Annotated in this window: 19 protein-coding genes; 14 read left to right on the forward strand and 5 right to left on the reverse strand. The window is 47.0% G+C overall.

Features of this window, described 5'->3' with window-relative positions; genetic code table 11:
• Positions 1–236: 236 nt before the first annotated feature.
• A complete protein-coding gene (gap, locus tag AC6RNO_RS06910) occupies positions 237–1,241 on the reverse strand; it encodes a type I glyceraldehyde-3-phosphate dehydrogenase (protein ID WP_474682763.1) in 1,005 nt (334 codons plus the stop codon).
• A gap of 105 nt (positions 1,242–1,346) precedes the next feature.
• On the opposite strand from gap, the gene AC6RNO_RS06915 reads away from it, so the two are divergent.
• Both AC6RNO_RS06915 and AC6RNO_RS06920 read left to right on the forward strand, forming a co-directional pair.
• Entirely contained in the window at positions 1,347–2,201 is an 855-nt protein-coding gene (locus AC6RNO_RS06915; protein WP_474682762.1) for a helix-turn-helix domain-containing protein, read from the forward strand.
• Positions 2,202–2,302: 101 nt separating this feature from the next.
• Complete coding sequence (locus AC6RNO_RS06920) at positions 2,303–2,437, forward strand: hypothetical protein (protein ID WP_474682761.1); 135 nt, start codon at positions 2,303–2,305, stop codon at positions 2,435–2,437.
• A gap of 190 nt (positions 2,438–2,627) precedes the next feature.
• On the opposite strand, the gene AC6RNO_RS06925 is transcribed toward AC6RNO_RS06920, so the two are convergent.
• Positions 2,628–3,116 carry a DUF6022 family protein gene (locus AC6RNO_RS06925; protein WP_497105032.1) on the reverse strand — a complete coding sequence of 163 codons (489 nt, stop codon included), beginning with the start codon at positions 3,114–3,116 and terminating at the stop codon, positions 2,628–2,630.
• A 154-nt stretch (positions 3,117–3,270) separates the two neighbouring features.
• Between AC6RNO_RS06925 and AC6RNO_RS06930 the strand changes: the two genes are divergently transcribed.
• The gene (locus AC6RNO_RS06930; RefSeq protein ID WP_474682759.1) at positions 3,271–3,996 is read left to right on the forward strand and encodes a MerR family transcriptional regulator; all 726 of its coding nucleotides are present in this window, start codon (positions 3,271–3,273) and stop codon (positions 3,994–3,996) included.
• A 66-nt stretch (positions 3,997–4,062) separates the two neighbouring features.
• Here AC6RNO_RS06930 and AC6RNO_RS06935 read toward each other — a convergent pair whose 3' ends face one another.
• Together AC6RNO_RS06935 and AC6RNO_RS06940 are read right to left on the reverse strand one after the other, a co-directional pair.
• The gene (locus tag AC6RNO_RS06935; protein WP_497105033.1) at positions 4,063–4,458 is read right to left on the reverse strand and encodes a VOC family protein; all 396 of its coding nucleotides are present in this window, start codon (positions 4,456–4,458) and stop codon (positions 4,063–4,065) included.
• Between the two features lie 148 nt (positions 4,459–4,606).
• A complete protein-coding gene (locus tag AC6RNO_RS06940) occupies positions 4,607–5,260 on the reverse strand; it encodes a hypothetical protein (RefSeq protein WP_497105034.1) in 654 nt (217 codons plus the stop codon).
• Between the two features lie 257 nt (positions 5,261–5,517).
• On the opposite strand from AC6RNO_RS06940, the gene AC6RNO_RS06945 reads away from it, so the two are divergent.
• The 11 genes from AC6RNO_RS06945 to kimA all read left to right on the forward strand — a co-directional run bounded on the left by AC6RNO_RS06945 (position 5,518) and on the right by kimA (position 20,940).
• Positions 5,518–6,288 carry an RQC-minor-1 family DNA-binding protein gene (locus AC6RNO_RS06945; protein ID WP_488435792.1) on the forward strand — a complete coding sequence of 257 codons (771 nt, stop codon included), beginning with the start codon at positions 5,518–5,520 and terminating at the stop codon, positions 6,286–6,288.
• 154 nt (positions 6,289–6,442) lie between these two features.
• A complete protein-coding gene (locus AC6RNO_RS06950) occupies positions 6,443–7,276 on the forward strand; it encodes a helix-turn-helix domain-containing protein (protein WP_497105152.1) in 834 nt (277 codons plus the stop codon).
• A gap of 535 nt (positions 7,277–7,811) precedes the next feature.
• The gene (locus AC6RNO_RS06955; RefSeq protein WP_497105035.1) at positions 7,812–11,111 is read left to right on the forward strand and encodes a glycoside hydrolase family 48 protein; all 3,300 of its coding nucleotides are present in this window, start codon (positions 7,812–7,814) and stop codon (positions 11,109–11,111) included.
• Between the two features lie 62 nt (positions 11,112–11,173).
• Positions 11,174–15,229, forward strand: coding sequence for a glycosyl hydrolase (locus AC6RNO_RS06960; RefSeq protein WP_497105036.1), 4,056 nt, complete (start codon positions 11,174–11,176; stop codon positions 15,227–15,229).
• 33 nt (positions 15,230–15,262) lie between these two features.
• Entirely contained in the window at positions 15,263–15,997 is a 735-nt protein-coding gene (gene sigI / locus AC6RNO_RS06965; RefSeq protein ID WP_497105037.1) for an RNA polymerase sigma-I factor, read from the forward strand.
• Positions 15,998–16,295: 298 nt separating this feature from the next.
• Complete coding sequence (locus AC6RNO_RS06970; protein WP_474682740.1) at positions 16,296–16,553, forward strand: hypothetical protein; 258 nt, start codon at positions 16,296–16,298, stop codon at positions 16,551–16,553.
• On the forward strand, positions 16,550–16,936 hold the full coding sequence (locus AC6RNO_RS06975; protein ID WP_497105038.1) for an aspartyl protease family protein: 387 nt from the start codon (positions 16,550–16,552) through the stop codon (positions 16,934–16,936). The genes AC6RNO_RS06970 and AC6RNO_RS06975 overlap by 4 nt, the downstream gene beginning before the upstream one ends.
• 99 nt (positions 16,937–17,035) lie before the next feature.
• Positions 17,036–17,437, forward strand: a complete 402-nt coding sequence (locus AC6RNO_RS06980; RefSeq protein WP_474682738.1) for an AbrB/MazE/SpoVT family DNA-binding domain-containing protein — start codon at positions 17,036–17,038, stop codon at positions 17,435–17,437.
• A gap of 1 nt (position 17,438) precedes the next feature.
• Positions 17,439–17,831, forward strand: a complete 393-nt coding sequence (locus AC6RNO_RS06985) for a type II toxin-antitoxin system death-on-curing family toxin (protein WP_474682737.1) — start codon at positions 17,439–17,441, stop codon at positions 17,829–17,831.
• A 490-nt stretch (positions 17,832–18,321) separates the two neighbouring features.
• Entirely contained in the window at positions 18,322–18,777 is a 456-nt protein-coding gene (locus AC6RNO_RS06990) for a fibronectin type III domain-containing protein (protein WP_474682736.1), read from the forward strand.
• 252 nt (positions 18,778–19,029) lie between these two features.
• Positions 19,030–20,940 carry a potassium transporter KimA gene (gene kimA, locus AC6RNO_RS06995; protein WP_474682735.1) on the forward strand — a complete coding sequence of 637 codons (1,911 nt, stop codon included), beginning with the start codon at positions 19,030–19,032 and terminating at the stop codon, positions 20,938–20,940.
• On the opposite strand, the gene AC6RNO_RS07000 is transcribed toward kimA, so the two are convergent.
• Positions 20,931–21,797, reverse strand: a complete 867-nt coding sequence (locus AC6RNO_RS07000; RefSeq protein ID WP_474682734.1) for an SDR family NAD(P)-dependent oxidoreductase — start codon at positions 21,795–21,797, stop codon at positions 20,931–20,933. The two genes, kimA and AC6RNO_RS07000, sit on opposite strands and share 10 nt — an antisense overlap.
• Positions 21,798–21,907: the final 110 nt, after the last annotated feature.

The following is a 21,907-nucleotide window of genomic DNA, read 5'->3' on the forward strand; positions in this document are numbered from 1 at the left end:
AGAGCGAGGGTTCGAAAACAGATTAGATACATGAACGGTGTTTCTTCGTATTTCGAGGCGTTCTTAGAGTCCAAATTCCTGCTCTAATTAGCGTATGTTTTCGATGTTGGCAGTCCCCTACCCGATCTGGTTGTAGTGTCGCTATTCCAACCTGTCCGTTAGTTTACCACTATTTAATATATATAAGACACAGTTTATTTACCGTCGAAAGGTGTGCGTCATTTATAGTTCGCTTACTATCGCAATTCCGCGAGATATTTGGCGGTGCGAATCATTTGGCTGGTAAAGGAGTTTTCGTTATCATACCATGCCGCTATTTTCACCAGGGTATCTGTTCCTAGTTCCGTTACCTTTGTTTGCGTAGCGTCGAATAAGCTGCCGTAAGTCATACCGATAATATCGGACGAGACAAGCTCTTCCTCTGTATATCCATATTGCTCCGACTGGGACTGCTCCATCTTCTCGTTGACCTGCTCCGCAGTTACGGAACCGCCCACGACTACTGTCAATTCTGTTAGGGAGCCGGCCATAACCGGCACTCTTTGGGATACACCATCCAGTTTGCCATCCAAGGAAGGGATTACGAGTCCTATTGCTTTTGCTGCCCCGGTTGACGTTGGGATGATGTTGCCGGCTGCAGAGCGCGCCCGGCGCAAGTCACCTTTGGCGTGAGGGCCATCAAGGGTATTCTGGTCGTTTGTATAAGCATGTATCGTCGTCATAAAACCTTTTTTAATCGGCGCAAGCTCGTTCAAGTAATAGACCATTGGAGCCAGGCAGTTCGTGGTGCAAGATGCGGCCGAAACAATAGTATCTTCTTTAGTTAGCGTGTGTTCATTAACACCATATACAATAGTAGGAATATCTTTCCCAGCAACGGTTGAGATGACTACTTTTTTTGCACCTGCCTCAATATGGGCTGTAGATGCTTTTTTTGAGGCGAAAAAGCCTGTACACTCCAGGACTACATCAACTTGCAATTCTTTCCACGGGAGTTTGCCGGGATCTCTTTCGGCATAAATCGGAATATCCACGCCGTTTACGGTTAAGCTGTTATCACTGTAATCAATCTTTTCATCATAACGTCGCTGCGTTGTGTCGTGCTTTAGCAAATGCGCAAGCATCTTCGGACTTGTTAGGTCATTGATAGCGACAATCTGATAACCTTCTGCATCAAAAAGCTGCCGAAAGGCAAGCCTGCCAATTCTGCCGAAACCATTTATCGCAATGTTGATTGCCATAATAATAACCACCTTTCTTCGTCTGTGTTAATTATACTCCTCGAATCTTTGTGGTACACTGTTATAAGTGAAGCAATTGACTATACTATTTGTCAGGAGAGGACCATGCCGCAAGTTGACCGCCACAAAGACAGAACGGTAAATATTGAATTTGTTGCCGCCGAGGACTTGAACTGTCTTCCCTATCCGGAGCGGCTTACTTTAATCTTGATTACATCCGGCAGCATCAACGGGGTACTCAACGAACGACCGATAGCGATTTCAGCCCCCGGCGTTCTCTGTTTATCCGAAGATGATACGATACAAATACTTGAAAAGCATAACGCCTCTGCGCAATCATTCAGTTATCATCCCGATTTTCTTATTACCGTACCGAATTCTGAAACGAAAGACTACTTTCCTAGCCATCTGAAAATACAAACAGGGCTTTCGCTTTTTCAGGGCAATCAAACACGCACCGGAGTACCTTTTGTTACCGAGAAAGCCTTTCCGCAAGTATTTGAGTGGTTTTTTGTACTTGGGACTGAAGTGTATGCGCAAAGCGATGCAAACTGGGCGTGCAGAATCAAAAAATATCTCATCCAGATATTGGGCCTGCTTGAGGATTTGAACCGCCAAAGCGAACAATCCCCTGTTGATTTAGTGCTGGAATATATACACACCAATTATGCTAATAAAGTCACCTTGGAAGATTTAACTAAATGCGCACACTTGAATCGTGTGTCGCTTAATAAAATGTTTCAGGAAAGATGCGGGTGTACAGCAATGAGATATTTGCTGTCGCACCGCTTGAAAGTTGCGGGAGATCTCCTCACCCATACAGGTATGAGCTTGAACGAAATTGCGCGTGCCACCGGGTTTGAGTACGACACTTACTTCATCAAACAATTTACGGCTAAGAGAGGGATATCTCCAACCGTATACCGGAATATCTCCCGCCAGTTCGCTACTGCTCAATAAGGCTTTCCAATGACTCTTCAATTCATGTGTCGCCTGCGCCGTTCGGCACTCATCCACTCAGGAGTCCAGGTTTGCTCTTTGTCATCGGGGAGATGATGAAGATGAAAACGACAATAAGCTTAAAGACGGTTGACATCGAAACGAATTTCCGAAACATCGAAGCCATGCGAAACGGCATGACTTCGATGTTTTTCTTTATGAGCGGCTCGGGTTCAAGACTGTGCTGCCGCCCCTAGTTCTATGATCCGTACCGACGGCAAGGAAATGGTTTTAGCGAAGCCATTGCATTTAGATTTGGACTCCCTTAACTAGTCCTTTATCCATATTACTATTGTGTCCAATCGTTTAACGAGACCGCTAATCTTGCACAAAGATCCCCATTCGTTTCTACCGATGTTATTACCCATAATTTGCACACCATTTTTTTTATCCCTTGATACGCCGAATTCCTTGCACGATCTGTTCCCTCTCGCAATCTCTCAACGAATAGAGTACAGGTGCCGTAGGAATCTCAAATTTCAGATGAGAATGTGGAATTTCTGTCAATAAAGATCCAATAGGTTGTTGGCTTTTTTTATGACGGACAACATTCCAAAATATCCTGGATCTATTTTCTTCGGTTCCCCATTTCTCAAGCGAATTTCGAAATAGCAAACATTTGCCGATAACGAAATCATGTTCCACGAGGGGTTCCGTTGCTTCGAAACCAGCGTCCTCAAGGCAATCAAATAGTGCAGGCATTAACTGGTCCAAATACAGCCCATAGGCAGCATCCTCGATTTCACGAAAAGCAACCGTTAGTTGATCGTGCATCGAATCGTACAAGGGCTTCCATACCGATTCAATATACCGATTGCCTGCCACGCCAAGCTCCTCGATTGTCATGTCATAATGGAATATTGGTTTTACGGTCATACTTACTCCTCCTTGAATTGGTTTATTTCCATCATATAACATGTAAGCCAATTGGAAGGTTTTGCGAAAATGTTTGAAGGAAATCAACAAAAAGATCAGAATAACATTACAATGGTTTTAATGTTCGTGCATTAATTATAAAGGTGTGATTAGCATGGGCTCGCGACCTAAAAAATTGGCGGGGAAATTTAAGATAAGCGCCAGCACTTTGCGGAACTATGAAGCGAAGGGGTTAATCCCTCCTGCGGAGCGATCCGCCACCGGATACCGTATGTATACTGAACGGCATGATGCCTATCTGGCATGTATTCAAGCCATGGCCCCAGCATTTGGGATGGAAGTGACGACCGAGGTGCTGCATAGTCTCCAAAGAGATGAGTTGGACGATGCATTGTGGATCGTTAGGGAAAGGGAAGTCATGTTACATCGGCAAAAAGCAGATTTGGATCAATTGATAAGGGAGTTGAAATCGTATGCCAATGGAAGTCAAGCTTACGATTTGAACCAACGCATCAGCATCCACGAGGTCTCAAGACGGACAGGGGTTCCTAAATCAGCGATCCGTTACTGGGAGAAAAGCGGCCTGTTCACTACAGAGCGTGACCCTGATAACGGCTACCGACTATATAATGAAGCACTTCTACTTAAAATTAGGATGATTCAGGTGCTGCAAAGTTCTGTATATTCCGAAGACACCGTGAACTTGAAGCAATCGATTGCACTTTTAGATTCTCATAACATCGAACGTGAGATAAAGCTAGCGGAAAGTATCCGAACCTACCTGCATAAAACGATCAAATCCCAGATCCGAGGTCTCTACTACCTATATCGCTTGATTAGATCGTTAGGCTTTTCGGAAATAAACGAAGGCCATCAATAGTACCGACGGCACAATGAAAAACCCGACCGTGTAAGGTCGGGCTTTTGTCCATGTGATCGTATAACTCTATTTTGCATGCTCATCTGGCTGATGAATACCAAAAGTATTTCCTTCTGTGTCAATGTAATACCCTTGCCATGCCATTCCAGGCAGTGCATACTTGGGCAATGCGAGCTTGCCTCCAAGACTAAGAATTTTTGCTTCGGTAGAATCGTAATCTCCGACTCCCATCGTACATGCATAACCATTCATAGCCTGACCGGGTTGCGGGGAAGCGCCTTGACGTTGCATTAAAGCCCCGTTGATTCCAAGTTCATTTGCATCGCCTGTCACAGCTCCCCAATAAGGCATTCCGGCATAAGTACTCCAATCCTCAAATTTCCATCCAAATACCTCTCCATAAAACTTCTTAGCACGTTCCATGTCATCTACATGAATTTCGAAATGAACTAATCGGCCCATGACTTCCTCCTATGTTTTGACTTCCTACATTTTTATATTATTATACTTTCCTATTTCGCTAAATATATAAAATTCAAGTGGGAATTTTTTGTAGTCCGTGGGAGGCCCAGGTGATATCAAAACTGTGACTGCACAGGATGGAATACTTTCACCCCGTATATCCGCATACGCCCACACGCGGAGAATTGACAACAGGAAGAAGCATTTCCTCTCCGCATTCGTGATTTTCCGAACAAGTTTCGCATAACCATCCGGACTCGTTGTATTGGCATTCCGAGCAGACGTTTTCCGCCGCGGCGTTTCCGCATTCGGTACATTGGATAACAGGAGCATTGTTGCGGGCAAGGAGCTCTACGTCAGAGGAAGCGCGTTTGGCCCCGAACCGTTCCCCGACTACCTTCAGCGTCAGTTCCGTTGTCGATCCCATATCGTACTCGTGCCTGAAGGAAAGGCCTTTATACAGCAAGTTACCCAGTTTGACCTGCGTGCTTTTCTCACCGTAGGATTTGTCGGGTTGGGGGGAATAGATTTGATTTTCGATCGTGAACAGACTCAAATGTCCGCAGCATTCCAGCCAAATATTTCTCAGGTAATCATCCAGCCTTGTTAACGTCAAGTCAGCGCTTGCCTCGAGGAAGAGCCAGTACTCCGGCGAGTAGCGGCCCTGTACACTGATCAGGAAATATCGTACGACCCCATCGTCCAGCGCTCGTTCGTGACAGTTTTGCAGATGCTTCGTAACGGTTGCCTTGCTGAGTTCTTTCCGGCAGCATGTACAAATTCCTTTGCTTGTTTTGCCCATGTAGATCACCTTTCAATATCTTTTATTATGTTTATTATAACTATTGGGGCCAGCGAACAAAAGGAGTTCTTCAGACCGGAGCCAAGCCCCCTTCCCAATGGCTATTCCGGTTATGATAAAATAGATGAAGCCTGAATGAATGTAACGGAAAACAACACGAAATCCGGGGAACCCCCCCTTTTACTTGCGCCTATGGTGTAAAATATACGAATGGCGGGAATTACTTGAAGAGATTGTAGTGGGAACGAGGGATGGAATTGAGCAAACCTATGAAACGAGAGAACCGGCCATTGCCGGAGCCTGAATTGCGGGCGATACTGCGGGCTGCTGACGATATCATTGCAGAAGGTGGACGATCGCTGCTAGCCAAAATATTGAAGGGCTCAAGGGATCGAAAGCTGCTGGAACTGGGGCTGGATCGAAATCCTTCTTATGGATTCTACAAAGATCTCACTTTGGAGCAGATTATGGATAAAGTAGATCATATGATTCGCACCGGCTATTTAAGGATCGAGAAGCAGGGCAAGCTGCCTATGATCGTATTTTCTCCGTTCGGATGGGTGATCGAAAGAGAGCGGTGCGCAGAAGAATTATTGCAGGAGTGGGATCGCTGGATCGAGCAAAACGTCACTCCGATTAGCATGGAGTATTTAAAGGAACGCAACCGGGGCATGATGTTTTTGTTCCTGTACAAAATTTTATGTACCGGGAATACAAAGTACATTCCGTTTTTGACTTTGTGGGAAGGCATCGATTTCAAGAAAGTGCGGGAGGAAATACGCAACGTGATCGAGGTATTAAAGCGACGCGATCAAATGGATGATTCGGCTTGGGAGCAGCTGAAGCGTGAACGAGCCCAATCGCTGCTGATTCGCTTGGATGATCCGATTATTATGGCGTGCAAGCACTGCGGAGATCCTTACATATTCGATGAGGCAAATCCTGAAAACTACACAAGTGAAGGGCTGCGGTTTCCGGAAAAGTGTCCGGATTGTTTGAACTACGACGATCGGCATCAGAAGGCATAGCCTTTTTCCGGCAGATGCGCACCCGTGAACCGGGTATGCTAGGAGTCTGTCCGACGGAGTTACTTCGGACAGACTCCTAAGAGTTTGTATTTTTGTGCGATAATGAAGGTGGAGGATGGCTATGAAGCCCGCAGCGCTACTCGAACCCATGGATATGCCCGAACCGAACTTCCCGGTGAAGGTTCATCGTTGTAAGGCAGATGAATATGGTACGACCCTATTCACAAACCATTGGCATAAACATATTGAACTGCTGTACTTCATATCAGGGAAGGCAGTGATCAACTGCAATTCGGAAACTATCCATGTACAGCCCGGCGACCTTGTCTTCGTGAATAGCAACGATTTGCACGCGGGTGTAAGCCTTTCCAATAATTTGTTCTATTATGCGCTTATTTTTGACCCTGCTGTTCTGCAAAGCCATACTATAGACGCCGTAGAAACGAAGTACATGCTGCCTATCATTCGGAATCTTATTCTTTTTCGCAACCGTATTGAGCAGCCCGGCGACGTTGCGGACGACCTCATGGCCATTGTTCGGGAACTGGACGGGCGCGATGAAGGATACGAGCTGTCCATCAAAGCTCACTTATATCGTTTGCTGGTGCGTCTCGTACGAAGCGGTGCTGCGCAAGATCAACCAACTAAGGATCAAAGAGTTCGTATGCGGCAGCTTGAGCAATTTACCCCTGTGCTCGCTTATATCGAAGACCATTATCATGAGGAGCTTTCTATCGAGCTGCTAGCCGCCAAGGTCGGTTTAAGCCGCTTTCATTTCAGCAGACGGTTCAAGATGCTTACTGATAAGTGCGTTACTGAATATATGACTGACATTCGCATCCGACATGCGGAATACTTGCTGTACAATACACAGCATACGATTTCCGAAATCGCCCTTTCCGTCGGTTTCCGGGATATTTACTACTTCAGCCGCATGTTTAAAAAATACCGGAATATACCGCCTTCTCATATTCGGAACCAGAATTGAATCAGCTTTTGCTGCGGGTACGCAAATAAATACTAATAAAGCTTGGTCACTTAATGTGGCTAAGCTTTATTTTTTTGTAAGGGTCTATTTCAGACAAATATTCGTTCTTAAGCTCTGTATCTAGCGGTGAAAGAATGATAAATAAGTAATATTATGTAAAAATATGAAGCGGGACGGACAGAAAGCGTTATTTTCCTTCGTATAAATAAATACCCTGTCGAAATTTGTCCGGTTTCAGAGAAAGGTGGTGAATTACTGGAACAACTTTGCAGAAAGATGTGCAGGTGAACTGCTATTCCTGCCATATTTTTGGGTTCAGGCAGATGCGGTTTAGAAGACTTGTCCGGATAAAACGGCGCAGTCCGCCGAAGCAAGGGGCCAAGGCGAGGCTGGGCCAGAGAGAAGAGCCATTAACTCTTTTCAAAAGCCGTAAGTCTTAGTTGTATTCGTTGAACTTAATGATGCAGAAATCAAAAGGAGGGATGGCCGGTTTCCTATCTTACTTCGTTAAACTATCTGGGAGGATGAGAAATTAATGTATTCCGATTTGAAGAAAAAATACGGCTCGATCTCTATGATCGCAACGCTGGCCGTATCCATGTTTGCAGGCGTGACGGGCGTAGCGCCGGAAACGCTGCACGCCGCAGCCGCTACGGATGTTTCCGTCCAGGCAGCATCCGATTCTATGAATAAAGAGCGTTTCCTGCAATTGTACAACCAGATCAAAGATCCGAAAAGCGGTTACTTTTCCGCCGAAGGGGTTCCTTATCATTCCGTTGAAACCCTGATGAGCGAGGCGCCTGCTTACGGGCATATGACGACTTCCGAGACTTACAGCTACTGGTTCTGGCTGGAAACTTTGTACGGTCATTACACAGGAGACTGGTCGAAGCTCGAAGCGGCTTGGGATAACATGGAGACTTATATTTTGCCAAGCAGCAAAGAGCAGCCGACGATATCGAACTATAATCCGAACAGCCCTGCGACTTACGCGGCGGAGAAAAAACAGCCTGACCAATATCCGAGCGATTTGAACGGCCGTTATCAAGCGGGCCGCGATCCGCTGGATTCCGAGTTGAAGGCGGCTTACGGAAACAACGAAACTTATTTGATGCATTGGCTGGTTGACGTTGACAACTGGACTGGCTTCGGCAACCTGCTGAATCCGTCCCATACGGCTTCGTACGTCAATACGTTCCAACGGGGCGAGCAGGAGTCCGTATGGGAAGCGATTACTCATCCATCCCAAGACAACCAAACGTTCGGTAAACAGGGAGAAGGCTTCATGTCCTTGTTCACGAACGAAAATAAGGCTCCTGCCAAGCAGTGGCGCTATACGAACGCTACGGACGCCGATGCGCGCGCCGTTCAAGCAATGTTCTGGGCTAAGGAATTAGGTTATAACAATACCAAATATTTGGATAAAGCCAAGAAGATGGGCGACTACCTTCGTTACGGCATGTACGATAAGTACTTCCAAAAAATCGGCAGCGGAGCTAACGGCAATCCTACGCCTGGAAACGGCAAGGAAGCCAGCCACTATCTGATGTCTTGGTACACAGCTTGGGGCGGCGGCCTGGAAGGCGGCAACTGGGCTTGGCGGATTGGCGCGAGCCATGCGCACCAAGGCTACCAGAACGTAGTAGCGGCTTACGCATTATCGCAGCCTGAGGGCGGATTGAATCCGAAATCGGCAACAGGCAAGCAAGACTGGGATACGTCCCTGAAACGCCAGCTTGAGTTCTATACATGGCTGTCCTCGGCTGACGGCGCGATCGGCGGCGGCGCAACGAACAGTTGGAACGGCGACTACAGCAAATATCCGAGCGGCGTAAGCACGTTCTACGATATGGCTTATCAGGAAGCCCCTGTGTATATGGACCCTCCGTCCAACAAATGGTTCGGTATGCAGGCTTGGCCGGTTGAACGTATAGCAGAGCTGTACTACATCATGGCCTCCAATGGAGAGACGAACTCCGAGAACTTCAAAATGGCCAAAACGATTGTTGAAAAATGGATCGATTGGGCCATTGATTACACGTTTGTGAACAAGAAGCCGGTAACGGACAGCGAAGGATACTACCTCGACGCAACCGGCAAACGCATCATGGGCGGTGCCAATCCGGCTGTTGCGACGGTTGACGATCCAGGTCAATTCTGGATTCCGGGCGGAGAAGAGTGGGCAGGTCAGCCGGACACTTGGAAAGGCTTCTCTTCTTACACGAACAACCCGAATTTCCGTGCAATTGCAAAAGATCCGGGCCAAGACGTTGGCGTACTTGGAAGCTATGCCAAAGCGTTGACGTTCTTCGCGGCGGGAACGAAAGCGGAAAAAGGCGCTTACAGCGATCTCGGTACTAAAGCTAAAGATCTGGCTCAACAACTGCTGGATGTTTCTTGGAAGTTTAACGACGGCAAGGGAATTGTCCTTCCGGAAAAACGTGAAGACTACGCTCGTTTCTTTACCAAAGAGATTTATGTTCCTAACGGCTGGAGCGGTAAATACGGCCAAGGAAACACAATTCCGGGCAACGCAGGCGTACCTTCCGATCCTTCTAAAGGCGGAAACGGCGTATACATCAGCTACTCTGATCTGTATCCGAAAATTAAAAACGACCCGCAATGGTCGAGCCTTGTCGATCTTTACAACAAATCGTACAACCAAACGACTAAAAAATGGGAAAATGGCGTGCCGACTTACACGTACCACCGTTTCTGGTCGCAAGTTGATATCGCAACTGCCTATGCGGAATTCGACCGTTTGATCGTAAACGCTGAAACTCCGAATCCGCAGCCTGACGAGAAACCAGGCGTTCCTACCGGCGTAGAAGCCAAACTCGAAGTTAAACTGAGCTGGAATTCGATTCCTGGCGCGACCAGCTATAATGTTAAACGCGCTTTAAGCGAAGCGGGTCCTTACACGACAATTGCCGGTGATTTGAAAACGACTAGCTATATCGATACGAATGTAGTTAGCGGAGTTGCTTATTACTATGTGATCAGTTCCGTGAATGCGGCAGGCGAAAGCGCAAATTCGGCTCCAGTGTCTGTAATTCCGCAAGGCGGGGGCTCTACCGACCCCGGACCGGTCGTTCAAGCGCCTGGAAGCTTTACGCTTAGCGGCACAAGTGATACTGCGAAAATCGATTTGAGCTGGACGCCGTCGGCTAACGCGACACAGTATGAAGTGAAGCGCGGAACATCCGCGAATGGTCCTTTCGCAGCGATCGCCAATGTGACGGGCAATGCTTTCACGGATACGACAGCAACTGCGGGAACCACTTATTACTACCAAGTAACGGCTAAAAACAGTGCCGGAAGCAAAGATTCCAACGCGATCAGCGCGGCGCTGCAGCCTACGGACCCAGGAAACACGAACAGCAATCTTGTGGTTCAGTACCGTACGGCTGATACGAATGCAAACACGAACCAATTTAGACCTCTTTTCCAAGTTGTTAATAAAGGCGCGACGCCTGTATCGCTGAGCGGTTTGAAACTCCGCTATTACTTCACAGTTGACGGCGACCGCGCTCAAACATTCAACTGCGACTATGCACAAGTCGGATGCTCGAAGCTTTCAGGCAGCTTTACGAAGCTGGGCAGCCCTAAAGCCGGTGCGGACTCCTACCTGGAGGTTACATTCAATTCGGATGCAGGCACGTTGGCTGCCGGAGCTTCGACCGGCGAAATTCAAACGCGCATCAACAAAAACGACTGGACGAACTATAATGTGGCAGATGACTACTCCTATGATCCTACAAAGAACCAATTTGCGGATTGGAGTAAGGTGACGCTGTACCAGAACGATAAGCTCGTTTGGGGTCAGGAGCCTTAAAGCCTGACGGAGCGGCACCCGTATGGGTGTCGCTCTTTTCAAATTGAAGGGAGGAAAGTAACATGAAGGAAAGAAATAGTAATAGTGTTATTTTGTCCAAACGTTCCAAATGGCTGCCTGTCGTCATGGCATGTGCGGTTACAGTGGGGGGCGCACTACCGGCTCAAACTGTCGTTTACGGCCAAACGGAAAAAAATGTCACCATTCAAGTCGATACGTCCAAGGATCGGAATCCTATTAGCCCTTACATATACGGTACGAATCAGGATTTGGCAGGGGATGAAAATATGGCCGCCAGACGGCTTGGCGGAAATCGGCTGACCGGCTACAACTGGGAAAACAATATGTCCAATGCGGGAAGCGATTGGCAGCAATCCAGCGATAACTATTTATGCACCGTTAGCGGCTTGACAAAATCCGACTGCGACAAGCCTGGAGCGGTGACGACTTCGTTTCATGACCAATCGCTGAAGCTTGGCGCCTATTCTTTAGTTACGCTGCCGATGGCCGGTTATGTGGCCAAGGATGGAAACGGAAGTGTGCAGGAAAGCGAAAAGGCCCCTTCCGCTCGTTGGGATCAGGTTGTAAACGCCAAAAATGCGCCGTTCCAACTGCAGCCCGATTTGAATGACAATAAGGTTTATGCGGATGAATTCGTCAACTTTTTGGTGAAGAAATACGGCGCTTCTTCAACAACGACGGGCGTGAAAGGGTATTCACTCGACAATGAGCCTGCCCTTTGGTCGCATACGCATCCGCGCATTCACGGCGACAAGGTCGGGGCGAAAGAGTTGGTAGACCGGGCGGTAAGCTTATCCAAAGCCGTTAAAGCGGTCGACGCGGGCGCGGAAATTTTTGGCCCGGTTCTTTACGGATTTGGCGCCTATAAAGATCTTCAAACCGCACCTGACTGGGACTCCGTAAAAGGCAGCTACAGCTGGTTCGTGGACTATTACCTGGATCAAATGCGCCTCAGTTCGGCAGCCGAAGGCAAGAGATTGCTGGATGTCTTCGATGTGCACTGGTATCCCGAAGCGATGGGCGGAGGCATACGAATTACGAATGAGGTAGGCAACGACGAGACGAAGAAAGCCAGAATGCAGGCGCCTCGTACTTTGTGGGATCCGACCTACAAGGAAGATAGCTGGATCGCTCAATGGAATAGCGAATTTTTGCCTTTGCTGCCTCGATTGAAGCAGTCGGTGGACAAGTATTACCCCGGAACGAAACTGGCTTTGACCGAGTTTAACTACGGCGGCGAAGCCGATATTTCCGGCGGTATCGCTATGGCCGATGTGTTGGGCATTTTCGGCAAAAACGGCGTCTATATGGCAAACTTCTGGAAGTTAAAGGATGCCAACAACTACGTTAGCGCCGCTTACAAGCTTTACCGCAACTATGACGGAAATCGTTCTGCTTTCGGCGATATCAGCGTTAACGCGCAAACGTCGGATATTGTCAACAGTTCGGTGCATGCTTCCGTAACGGATGCATCCAACAAAGAGCTGCACCTCGTTGTCATGAATAAAAGCATGGACAGCGCATTAGACGCCCAATTCAATCTTTCCGGCGGAACGACTTACGGCTCCGGTAAAGTTTGGGGCTTCGACGGAACAAGCTCGCAATTGAAGGAAGCGGCGCCGATCGCGCAAATTGCAGGCAACCGCTTTACCTATACAGTGCCGCCTTTGACGGCTTATCACATTGTGTTGACTGCCGGCAATGATACGCCTGTGCAAGTTCCTGGAAGCTTCACGCTGAAAGCCGAGGCCGGCGATGGGAAAGTCGCTTTGTCCTGGGGCGTTTCCAGAGGAGCTGCAGGTTACAGCGTACAGCGGGCAACGGCTGCAAGCGGTCCGTTTACTGCTGTAGCATCCAACTTGACCGCAACGTCTTATACGGATACCAACGTAACGAACGGCACTTCTTACTATTACAAAGTAACCGCAAGCAACAGTGCGGGAACGAGCGATTCCAATGCCGTGAATGCGGTTCCGCAGGCGCCTGTAAACGGCCCGGTTCGCTATGAAGCCGAAAACGGCACACTGAAGGGAACTATTGTGTCATCCAGCGGGACCGGCTTCTCCGGTACCGGTTACGTAACTAATTTCCATAACCCAGGGGATTCGCTGACGATGACGATCCAGGCTGAGGCGGCAGGTTTGTACAATCTTACAATCGGCTACCGTTCTCCTTATGATGACAAACGCACGAATTTCTCCTTAAACGGCAATGCGTCAGGAGAGCTGGTGCTTTGGAAAACGGCTGATTTCAAAGAAACTTCCGGAGGTAAGCTGCTGCTGAATGCGGGGGCGAATACGATCGGTTTTGAAACGGGCTGGGGATGGTATGACATCGACTACGTCAAGCTGGAGCCTGCCACCGACCGTCCGCCGCATGCGGTAACCAAATCGCTCACCAATCCGAACGCGACGGTGGAAGCAAGAGCATTGATGAACTACCTCGTTGATCAATACGGCAAGAACATCCTTTCCGGTCAAGAGGAAATGACTGAGATCGACTGGCTTCAAGCAAATGTAGGTAAAAAGCCGGCTATTGCGGCGCTTGACCTGATCGACTACTCGCCAAGCAGAGCGGAACACGGTCTTCGTTCCACAGAGACGGAAAAAGCGATTGAGTGGGATAAGCAAGGGGGCATTGTTACCTTTGCATGGCACTGGAACGCGCCGAAAGGTCTTATCGATACGCCGGGAAAAGAATGGTGGAGAGGCTTCTATACCGATTCGACTACATTCGATATCGAATATGCGATGAATAATCCGGAGTCTGAAGATTATAAACTGCTTATTCGCGACATCGATGTGATTGCGGAGCAGTTGAAGAAATTGCAGGATGCGAAAGTACCTGTCCTGTTCCGTCCTTTGCACGAAGCGGAAGGCAAATGGTTCTGGTGGGGCGCTAAAGGTCCTGAGCCTGTCAAAAAATTGTATATTTTGCTTCACGATCGTTTGACAAATGTGCACAAATTGAACAATCTGATCTGGGTCTGGAATTCTGTTTCCCCCGACTGGTATCCGGGAGACGCCTATGTGGATGTTTTGAGCTTTGACTCTTATCCGCAAGCAGGCGACTACAGTCCGCAAATTGCAAAATATGAAGACCTGGTTACATTGGGCAAGGACAAAAAGTTAGTTGCCATGAGCGAAAACGGACCTATCCCGGACCCTGATCTGATGAAGGCGTATCAAGCTCATTGGAGCTGGTTCGCTACATGGTACGGGGATTTCCTGAGAGACGGCAAACAAAACAGTCTTGAGCATCTGAAAAAAGTATATAATCATCCGAACGTTATTACGTTGGAGAAGCTCCCGACCAACTTAAAAACGTATGGCATCTCCGAGCAGCCGCCGGTACCGGGCAGCTTCACGCTGAGCGCAGCGGGCGAAACGGCGAAAGTAAACCTGAGCTGGACAGCATCGGCGAATGCGGCAAACTATGAAGTGAAGCGTTCGACGGCTGCAAACGGCACGTTCACGATGGTAGCGAGCGGAGTAACCGGAATCACCTACACAGATACGGCGGTGACGGCAGGCACGACATACTATTACCAAGTCGTAGCGAAAAACGATGCAGGCCAAACGCTTTCGAACACGGCCAGCGCAGCACCGAAACCGGATGTTCAGCAGCCGACAACCGGACTGGTGCTCCAGTATCGCACACTGGATACAAGTGTGAACGACAATCACTTCAAGCCGCACTTCCAAATTTTAAACAAAGGGACAACTTCCGTACCGATCAGTGAGTTGACGATTCGCTATTACTATACGATCGACGGCGACCGCGCGCAGACATTCAACTGCGACTATGCGACGCTGAGCTGCTCGAAGCTGAACGGTAAGCTGGTTAAAATGGACAAAGCTGTAGCCGGCGCTGATTATTATTTGGAAGTCAGCTTCAATTCGAATGCAGGCGTGTTAGCACCTGGAGGCAGCACGGGTGAAATTCAAACCCGTATTAACAAAACAGACTGGTCGAACTATAACGAAAGTAACGATTACTCGTATAAAGGCACGCAAAATTCATATGCCGATCATACGAAAGTTACGTTGTATCAAAATGGCGTACTTGTCTGGGGAACCGAGCCGACAGCTAATTAATGAAGTGATTACAAATTGGAAAGTGGTTGCCAGATGAACAACTTATCTGAAAAATGCTTGCCGCAGATTCGCAGCGGCGATGAGCAGGCACGGTCGGCTCTGATCGGTCAATACCGGCCCTTTATATTGAAGGTTGTCAAACACGTCTGCAGGCGCCGAATTGGATGGAATGATGATGAAGCAAGTATAGGTTTGATCGCTTTCAATGAAGCTGTCGATCGATACCGTACGGAGTATGGAAAAACATTTAATAATTTCGCTTTTCTTATGATTCGCAGACGATTGATCGATGATTTTCGGAAAAAAATCAAAATTTCCCAAAACGAAGCCGACTGGAAAGACGAAGAGGAAATGCTGTACATTGCAGATAAGGTAAGCTCGCTGGATGCTTTTGAAAGGCAGGAACGAGCCGCGGCGCTGGCGGAGGAATTGGTCAGCTACGATGAAAGGCTCCAGGAATTCGGCATTTGTCTTCGGGAACTGGAAAATATCATGCCCAGCCACCGGGACACCCGGCAAATGCTGGTGCGGATTGCCCGCTATTTTTGCAACAACCGGGAGTGGCTGAACGATCTTTTTCAAAAAAAGAAGCTTCCCTTGAAGGCAATGACCAAAGAGATCAACGTCAGTAAAAAGACGCTGGAACGCAACCGGAAGTATCTGATATCGCTGATCCTGATTTTCGGCTGCGAGGATTTTACGAGAATCCGCGAGAGCATCTCTTTTACAAGCGTGGAGGAGGAAACGCGGCGCGTAGAGCAGTTGTAACGAGATCCCGCGGCGCCACTTTCCTTGCCCACTAAAGCGGAACGCCTTGCCGGACGAAACATCCCGATGAGTTGTATCATGGTGTGACAGTATAGGATTACAATGAAGAGTTACTGACGTAAAGGTGTCGGTAACTCTTTGTTATGGTGGAGGAACTTCGATTTACAGAGGAACTCGTTAACATGAATACGATTCAAATCGCGCAAAGCCTGTGAAACGACTCGATTTGGGCATCTTGTCCAGTCGAGTTTTGTTTATGTTATAATTTAATTATCTATGAAAGCCTGGGGGTGATGGGATGCGCTGGGAAGAAGTGCAGGACCGATTTCCGAATGAATGGGTAGTTCTTGAAGCAACAAAAGCACACTCTATGGATGGCAATCGTTACATTGAAGAAGTGGTTGTCGTTGATAGATTTGATGATTCAACGTCAGCGATGCGCCGATACTACGAGTTGCATAAGCAGGACCCTCAACGTGAATACTGCTTCTTTCATACGTCTCGTCCCTCTTTAGTGGCCCGTGAACGTTATGTCGGCGTACGGGGGCCAAGATGAAACTAAACGAGAGTTTTGGTTTGCCATTTGTTACAGTTACGGTCCAATTTCGCGGACAGAAACTGACATTGGAAAAAGTCTTACTAGATACGGGATCTGCAGGAACGATCTTTAAAGCAGATGCTGTTGGCGTAATCGGAGTGGTTCCCGAATCCGGGGATGTAGTGGATTCCATTCAAGGTGTTGGCGGAATCGAGTACGTATATACGAAGAACTTCGATGCGATTCACTTCGATGGTGTTTCTATAAACAATTTTCAGGTTGAGATTGGGAATATGGAATACGGGTTAGATATCGAAGGGATCATCGGTTTTGACTTTATCCGAACGGCCGGTTTGGTTATTGATGCAGTAAAAATGCAGGTCTATTCAGTTGCAAAATAAGGCCTCTCCCTTCACGCCAATTCCTCAAACATCCGAACCATCGCGCGGCGATGAGTTGTGGATTTATCACACCACGGTTTGTTTGCATTTAGGAGACGTGTGGAGAGAGACGGAGCGCGGGAATTAAAGATTTCGATACCCCCTCACATACACCATGTAAATCCACAACCGCATGATGTTTGTGGGTTTTTGCTTTATGTCTTGAGCAAGATTTTGATAAAAGGTGTGGTCAAGTTGACGAGCGATAAACGAAGGGTGATTCGCAAAATAGGACGAATGGGAAACAGCTTGGGTATAAGCCTGCCTAAAAGTCTTGTTGAAAAATTAAATGTCTTACAAGGAGACGAAATCGAATTCATCGAGAATGAACGTGGTGAAATTGTGCTGAAAAAAGCAAGGCAAGGTAAATTGCCTGAAAATGTCCGTCCTGAAGTTTTAGAAGCTTTCTTTGATGTTTTTGAAGAAGACGAGGGTATTCTTGAGGACTTAAGGGACAGATGATATGACGGAATTTCTGACAAAAGAAGAGGTTATCTCGGCACACTATTTCATGATGAAAAGAATGAACGACGCAGAGCAAGCGGGAGTAAAAAACCACGGTCTACAGGAATCTGCGGTACATAGGCCCCAGCAAAGTATTTTTGGAGAAGATGCTTATCCATCCTTATTTGATAAGGCCGCGGCCTTACTGGAGTCCCTTGTCAAAAATCATTGTTTTCATAATGGGAATAAGCGGACAGCCTATCTTGTTACCAAGTCGTTTTTGCTGTTGAATGGACACCATTTGCAAATGGAACGCAAGTATGCGGTGGAGTTTATAGTCGATATTGCAACAGGATTGCATACATTGGAAACTATCTCTCGTATTCTAGAAGAACATTCGGATGAAAGTTGATTCTTCGGAACATTGTTATGTCGACATCAAAATTATGACTACTTGTAACAACCACCCGTAGATGCCTGAGCGGCGATATTTCGGACAGGGGTTCGACTCCCTTCGTCTCTATACATGGAACCCATGTAAGTGATTTCCGTGTCAAATGCGTCAATTTCGCGGGACGGCTGGATTATGACACGATCCACGTATTCTTGAAGCACTTGCTTCTTATCGTCTTCATCGCCGGTAAGAAGGGAGTGCTTCTTTTCTAGCCGTACGGCGAGCGTCCGCACGCGTGAAATGCCTTTTATGGCGTTTCAAGGATACCTTTCCAGGCTTGGGCGGATTCCTTCCAGGGATCCAAATTGTGTTAATTAATATAACAATTTTTAGGATATATAGCAATAAAGAGGATAATACTTTACAAAAAAAAGAATTTAAGGTATATTATTGAATGTGATTCTTGGCCAGTTCACAGTTCACAATCATAGACTAGGAGTGATTATTAATGATGAACTTTAAATTTAAAAAGTCTTTGTCAGCCGCTGTTGTCGTATTAAGCTTACTTGTATCCGCTCAGTCCGCATTCGCGGTTAAAGGACTTGGTGACGCTGAATCGTCACCGATTTATGCCGCCCCTAACACGCACTATACGTTTCCGCTCCAAAGATCCGCTGACGACGTAGATTGGTTCGTTTATACCAATAACACTTCTAGCAGTGTAACTATAAATGCCTCTATGACTCCTCCTAGCGGGCAAAACTATAACTTGGATGCATTCTGGTACATAAACGGATCAGACAAAGACCGAACCAAGTTGGCCGTTAACGATAATGGAGTCGGAAAAAAGGACTCTTTTATTCTTACGAATCTCAAGCCGGGTGAGAAAATCACTTTCCGAATCTATTCGGCAACCGGTACTGTCAGCACATCCGGTTACGATTTCTATTTTACTGCTAACTGATAAACGATTGATTTGACGCTCACGAAGATGCAGATCTTTAGATGACGGACATTAGCCCGTAAATAATCCATAAAATAAAAAAAGGAACTCAGGACTTTAAGTCTTGATTTCCTTTTTTTGTTTATTGAAGCTTTCCTGTGTATGTAAATCGATCCCTCGGAAAACAATATGTGTAATGCTTTTGATCCTCGGCCAAGATGTCACTTTTCCGGTTTTCTGGAAATAATCCCTTACTAAAGGAGTACTACTGCCATGCATCATCATGTGTTTTGGCTTGAAATCGTGTTTATCTTGCTCGCTTTCATTGCCATGTGGTATTCGTTTTCAAATTTCGCAAGCGTGAAGAGAATTTTCATCGGTCGGCCTTTGCGAACGAAAGAACTTCATGCACAGCATACCAAGCTTTTCTGGATGATCGCTCTTCCCATTTTATCCGCGGACCTTTACTCTTCGGTAGCTTACGGTCCTGAAGCGGGAATAACGGAACTGATCGGGTTGGGCGCTTCCGCAAGATGGTTCATTTTGCCCATCACGGCTTCAACGGTCGTTTTGCTTGCAATTCTCATTACGTCTTATATTATGGGAGTCATTGCGTATCCGAGCGGTGGTGGCGCTTATGCTATTGCAAAGGACAATTTTAAAAATCGTGTGCCTTCTCTAATTGCTTCGAGCTCTTTGCTCGTTGATTATGTGTTGACGGTTGCCGTCTCGGTTTCGGCGGCTGTAGAAGCGGTCTCTTCTGCATATCCGGCGGTGGGGCCTTATGAAACGATACTTGCCATCATCTGCATATGCGTGCTTGTTGTCATTAATTTACGCGGAGTCGCAGAGTCCGCTAAGATTTTTGCCTGGCCTACATTTGTATTCATGGCTTGCATGCTTTTTTTGATTGTTTCAGGTTTATTGAATGAAGCGCGGCATGGATTTATTCAGGATGTTACGCCTTCCTTTGGCACGTTTCCTCAAGGGTTGACGACGCTGCTTATTTTAAAAGCTTTCAGCTCTGCCTGCTCGGCATTGACCGGTATTGAAACGATTTCCAATGCGGTGCCGGTTTTTCGGGAGCCTCGGCAAAAAAGCGCCATTAAAACTTACATTGCCCTAGGCGCTATCACGGCGGTTACGTTGCTCGGTTTTGCGTATCATTTATATGTGCAAGGGATTGCGCCGAATCCGCATAACACCATGCTGTCCCAGTTGGCGGAGGTATATTATGGACGGGGGGTTCTTTACCAAATCCTGATTTGGTCTACATTTGTCGTGTTAATATTAGCTGCGAATTCGACATTCACGGGATTTTCACAGTTAGCGGCTATTGTTGCAGCTGATGGTTATTTACCACGTGCACTAACCAATCGCGGCGACCGATTAGGTTATTCGAACGGCATTTTAGTTTTAGCCGGTTTCGCGATTCTGCTCATTGTTGCTTTCCGTGCCCATACTAACGCTCTTATTCCGTTATATGCAATTGGCGTTTTTATTTCGTTCTCTGTAGCTCAGATCGGATTATTGCGCCGCTGGAAAAGGGTAAAGGGCGCCAAGTGGCGTGTGAAATTTGTTATTAATCTAATCGGTTCCGTAATAACGGTTCTCGTTGCGTTGATTTTTGCCGTCACCAAATTTGTGAGCGGGGCATGGGTTGTATTGATCGTACTGCCCGTAATTGTTGCTATATCCATATTGATCAAACGACACTATAATCAAGTGGCGGCGGAACTCAAGATAGATCCAAATGAAACCCGTCCGGTTATGCATCGCGTTATTACTATTGTACTCGTTTCCGGAGTGCATCGCGTGGTCAACAACACGCTATCTTTTGCGACAAGTCTCGGTACAGAAATCATTGCCGTATATGTAGGCTTTGACGATGAATCCATCGAAAAAATGGAACAAAAATGGGGAGAATGGGGGGAGCCGTGCAGATTGGTCGTTCTGAGAAGCTCGTACCGATCCATTCTCGAACCAATATCAAGATTCATTCAGACAATGGAGAAAATGGAGGGTGGGAAACCCGACCATATTCATATTGTTGTTCCACAATTTATCCCCAAGAAATGGTGGCACCATGTGCTGCACAACCAAAATGCGCTGCTGCTCCGCGCCTGGTTTTTTAGGAATAAGGATGTGATTATTACGACCGTACCGTATCATCTTCAAAAATAGTGTCGCAGCAATTGTTTCGTATCGTTCCAAAGCTTATTTTGCATAGCGGTATCTCCGCCGGGGTGGACAGGTGTAATAGGACTGCCGTTTCCAACGTTGAAATACCCGCCGGTCACCCCATCGTATTTGGACTCAACAACTAAGCGTGTAATGATGTCAGCTCCTCTACGCGGATCTCCGATACGTAAAAAATTCAAAATGCGTTCAAGCATAGCGGCAAACCGGAGCTCGCGCCCGAGACCTGTTACATTAAAACCCGGATTTAGCGCGTTAACAGTAACTCCGGTTCCGGATAATTGACGGGCCAGTTCCCCAGTAAATAGGATATTAAATAGCTTGGTTTTGCCGTAAAGCGCTGACGATTCCCTCATGGTAAAAGCAGATGTATCGACCAAATCCTCAGGCAGTTTAAGTTCACCATGGTTGCGCGATGCTTCAGAAGCAACATTTACAATTCTGGCAATTCCGGACCTCACCAAAGATTGCTGTAATGTTTGCGTTAATAGCCATTGCGCCAAATAGTTTACGGCTATCATTTCAGCAAAGCCCTCAGAGGTTATCCGCTGCTCGAATGCATGCAGTCCTGCATTATTCACTAGTACATCAATCTTGGGGTATGCGGCTTTAATCTCATTTCCGATGCGCCTGACATCCTCCATTAAGGAAAGATCTCCAAAAAAAAAGTCCACTTCTGTTTTTGGCGCAAGATCTTTCAGCATGTTCCTAGTCGTCTCGGCCCGATTCTTGTTCCTGGCTGTTAGTACAAGATGAGCACCGCGCTTAGCCAATTCAATTGCAGCGAGTTGTCCAATACCGCTGGTCGCGCCGGTAATTACAATAATTTGGTTAGTCGTCATAAAGATTCTCCTTATGCTTGGATAGTGAATCGAAGCTTTTTGACAGGCAGCAGTTAAAAGATTTATAATTGATATATATCAACTATATTCATTTGTTTGACATATGTCAA

Source organism: Paenibacillus sp. sgz302190 (assembly GCF_059820445.1).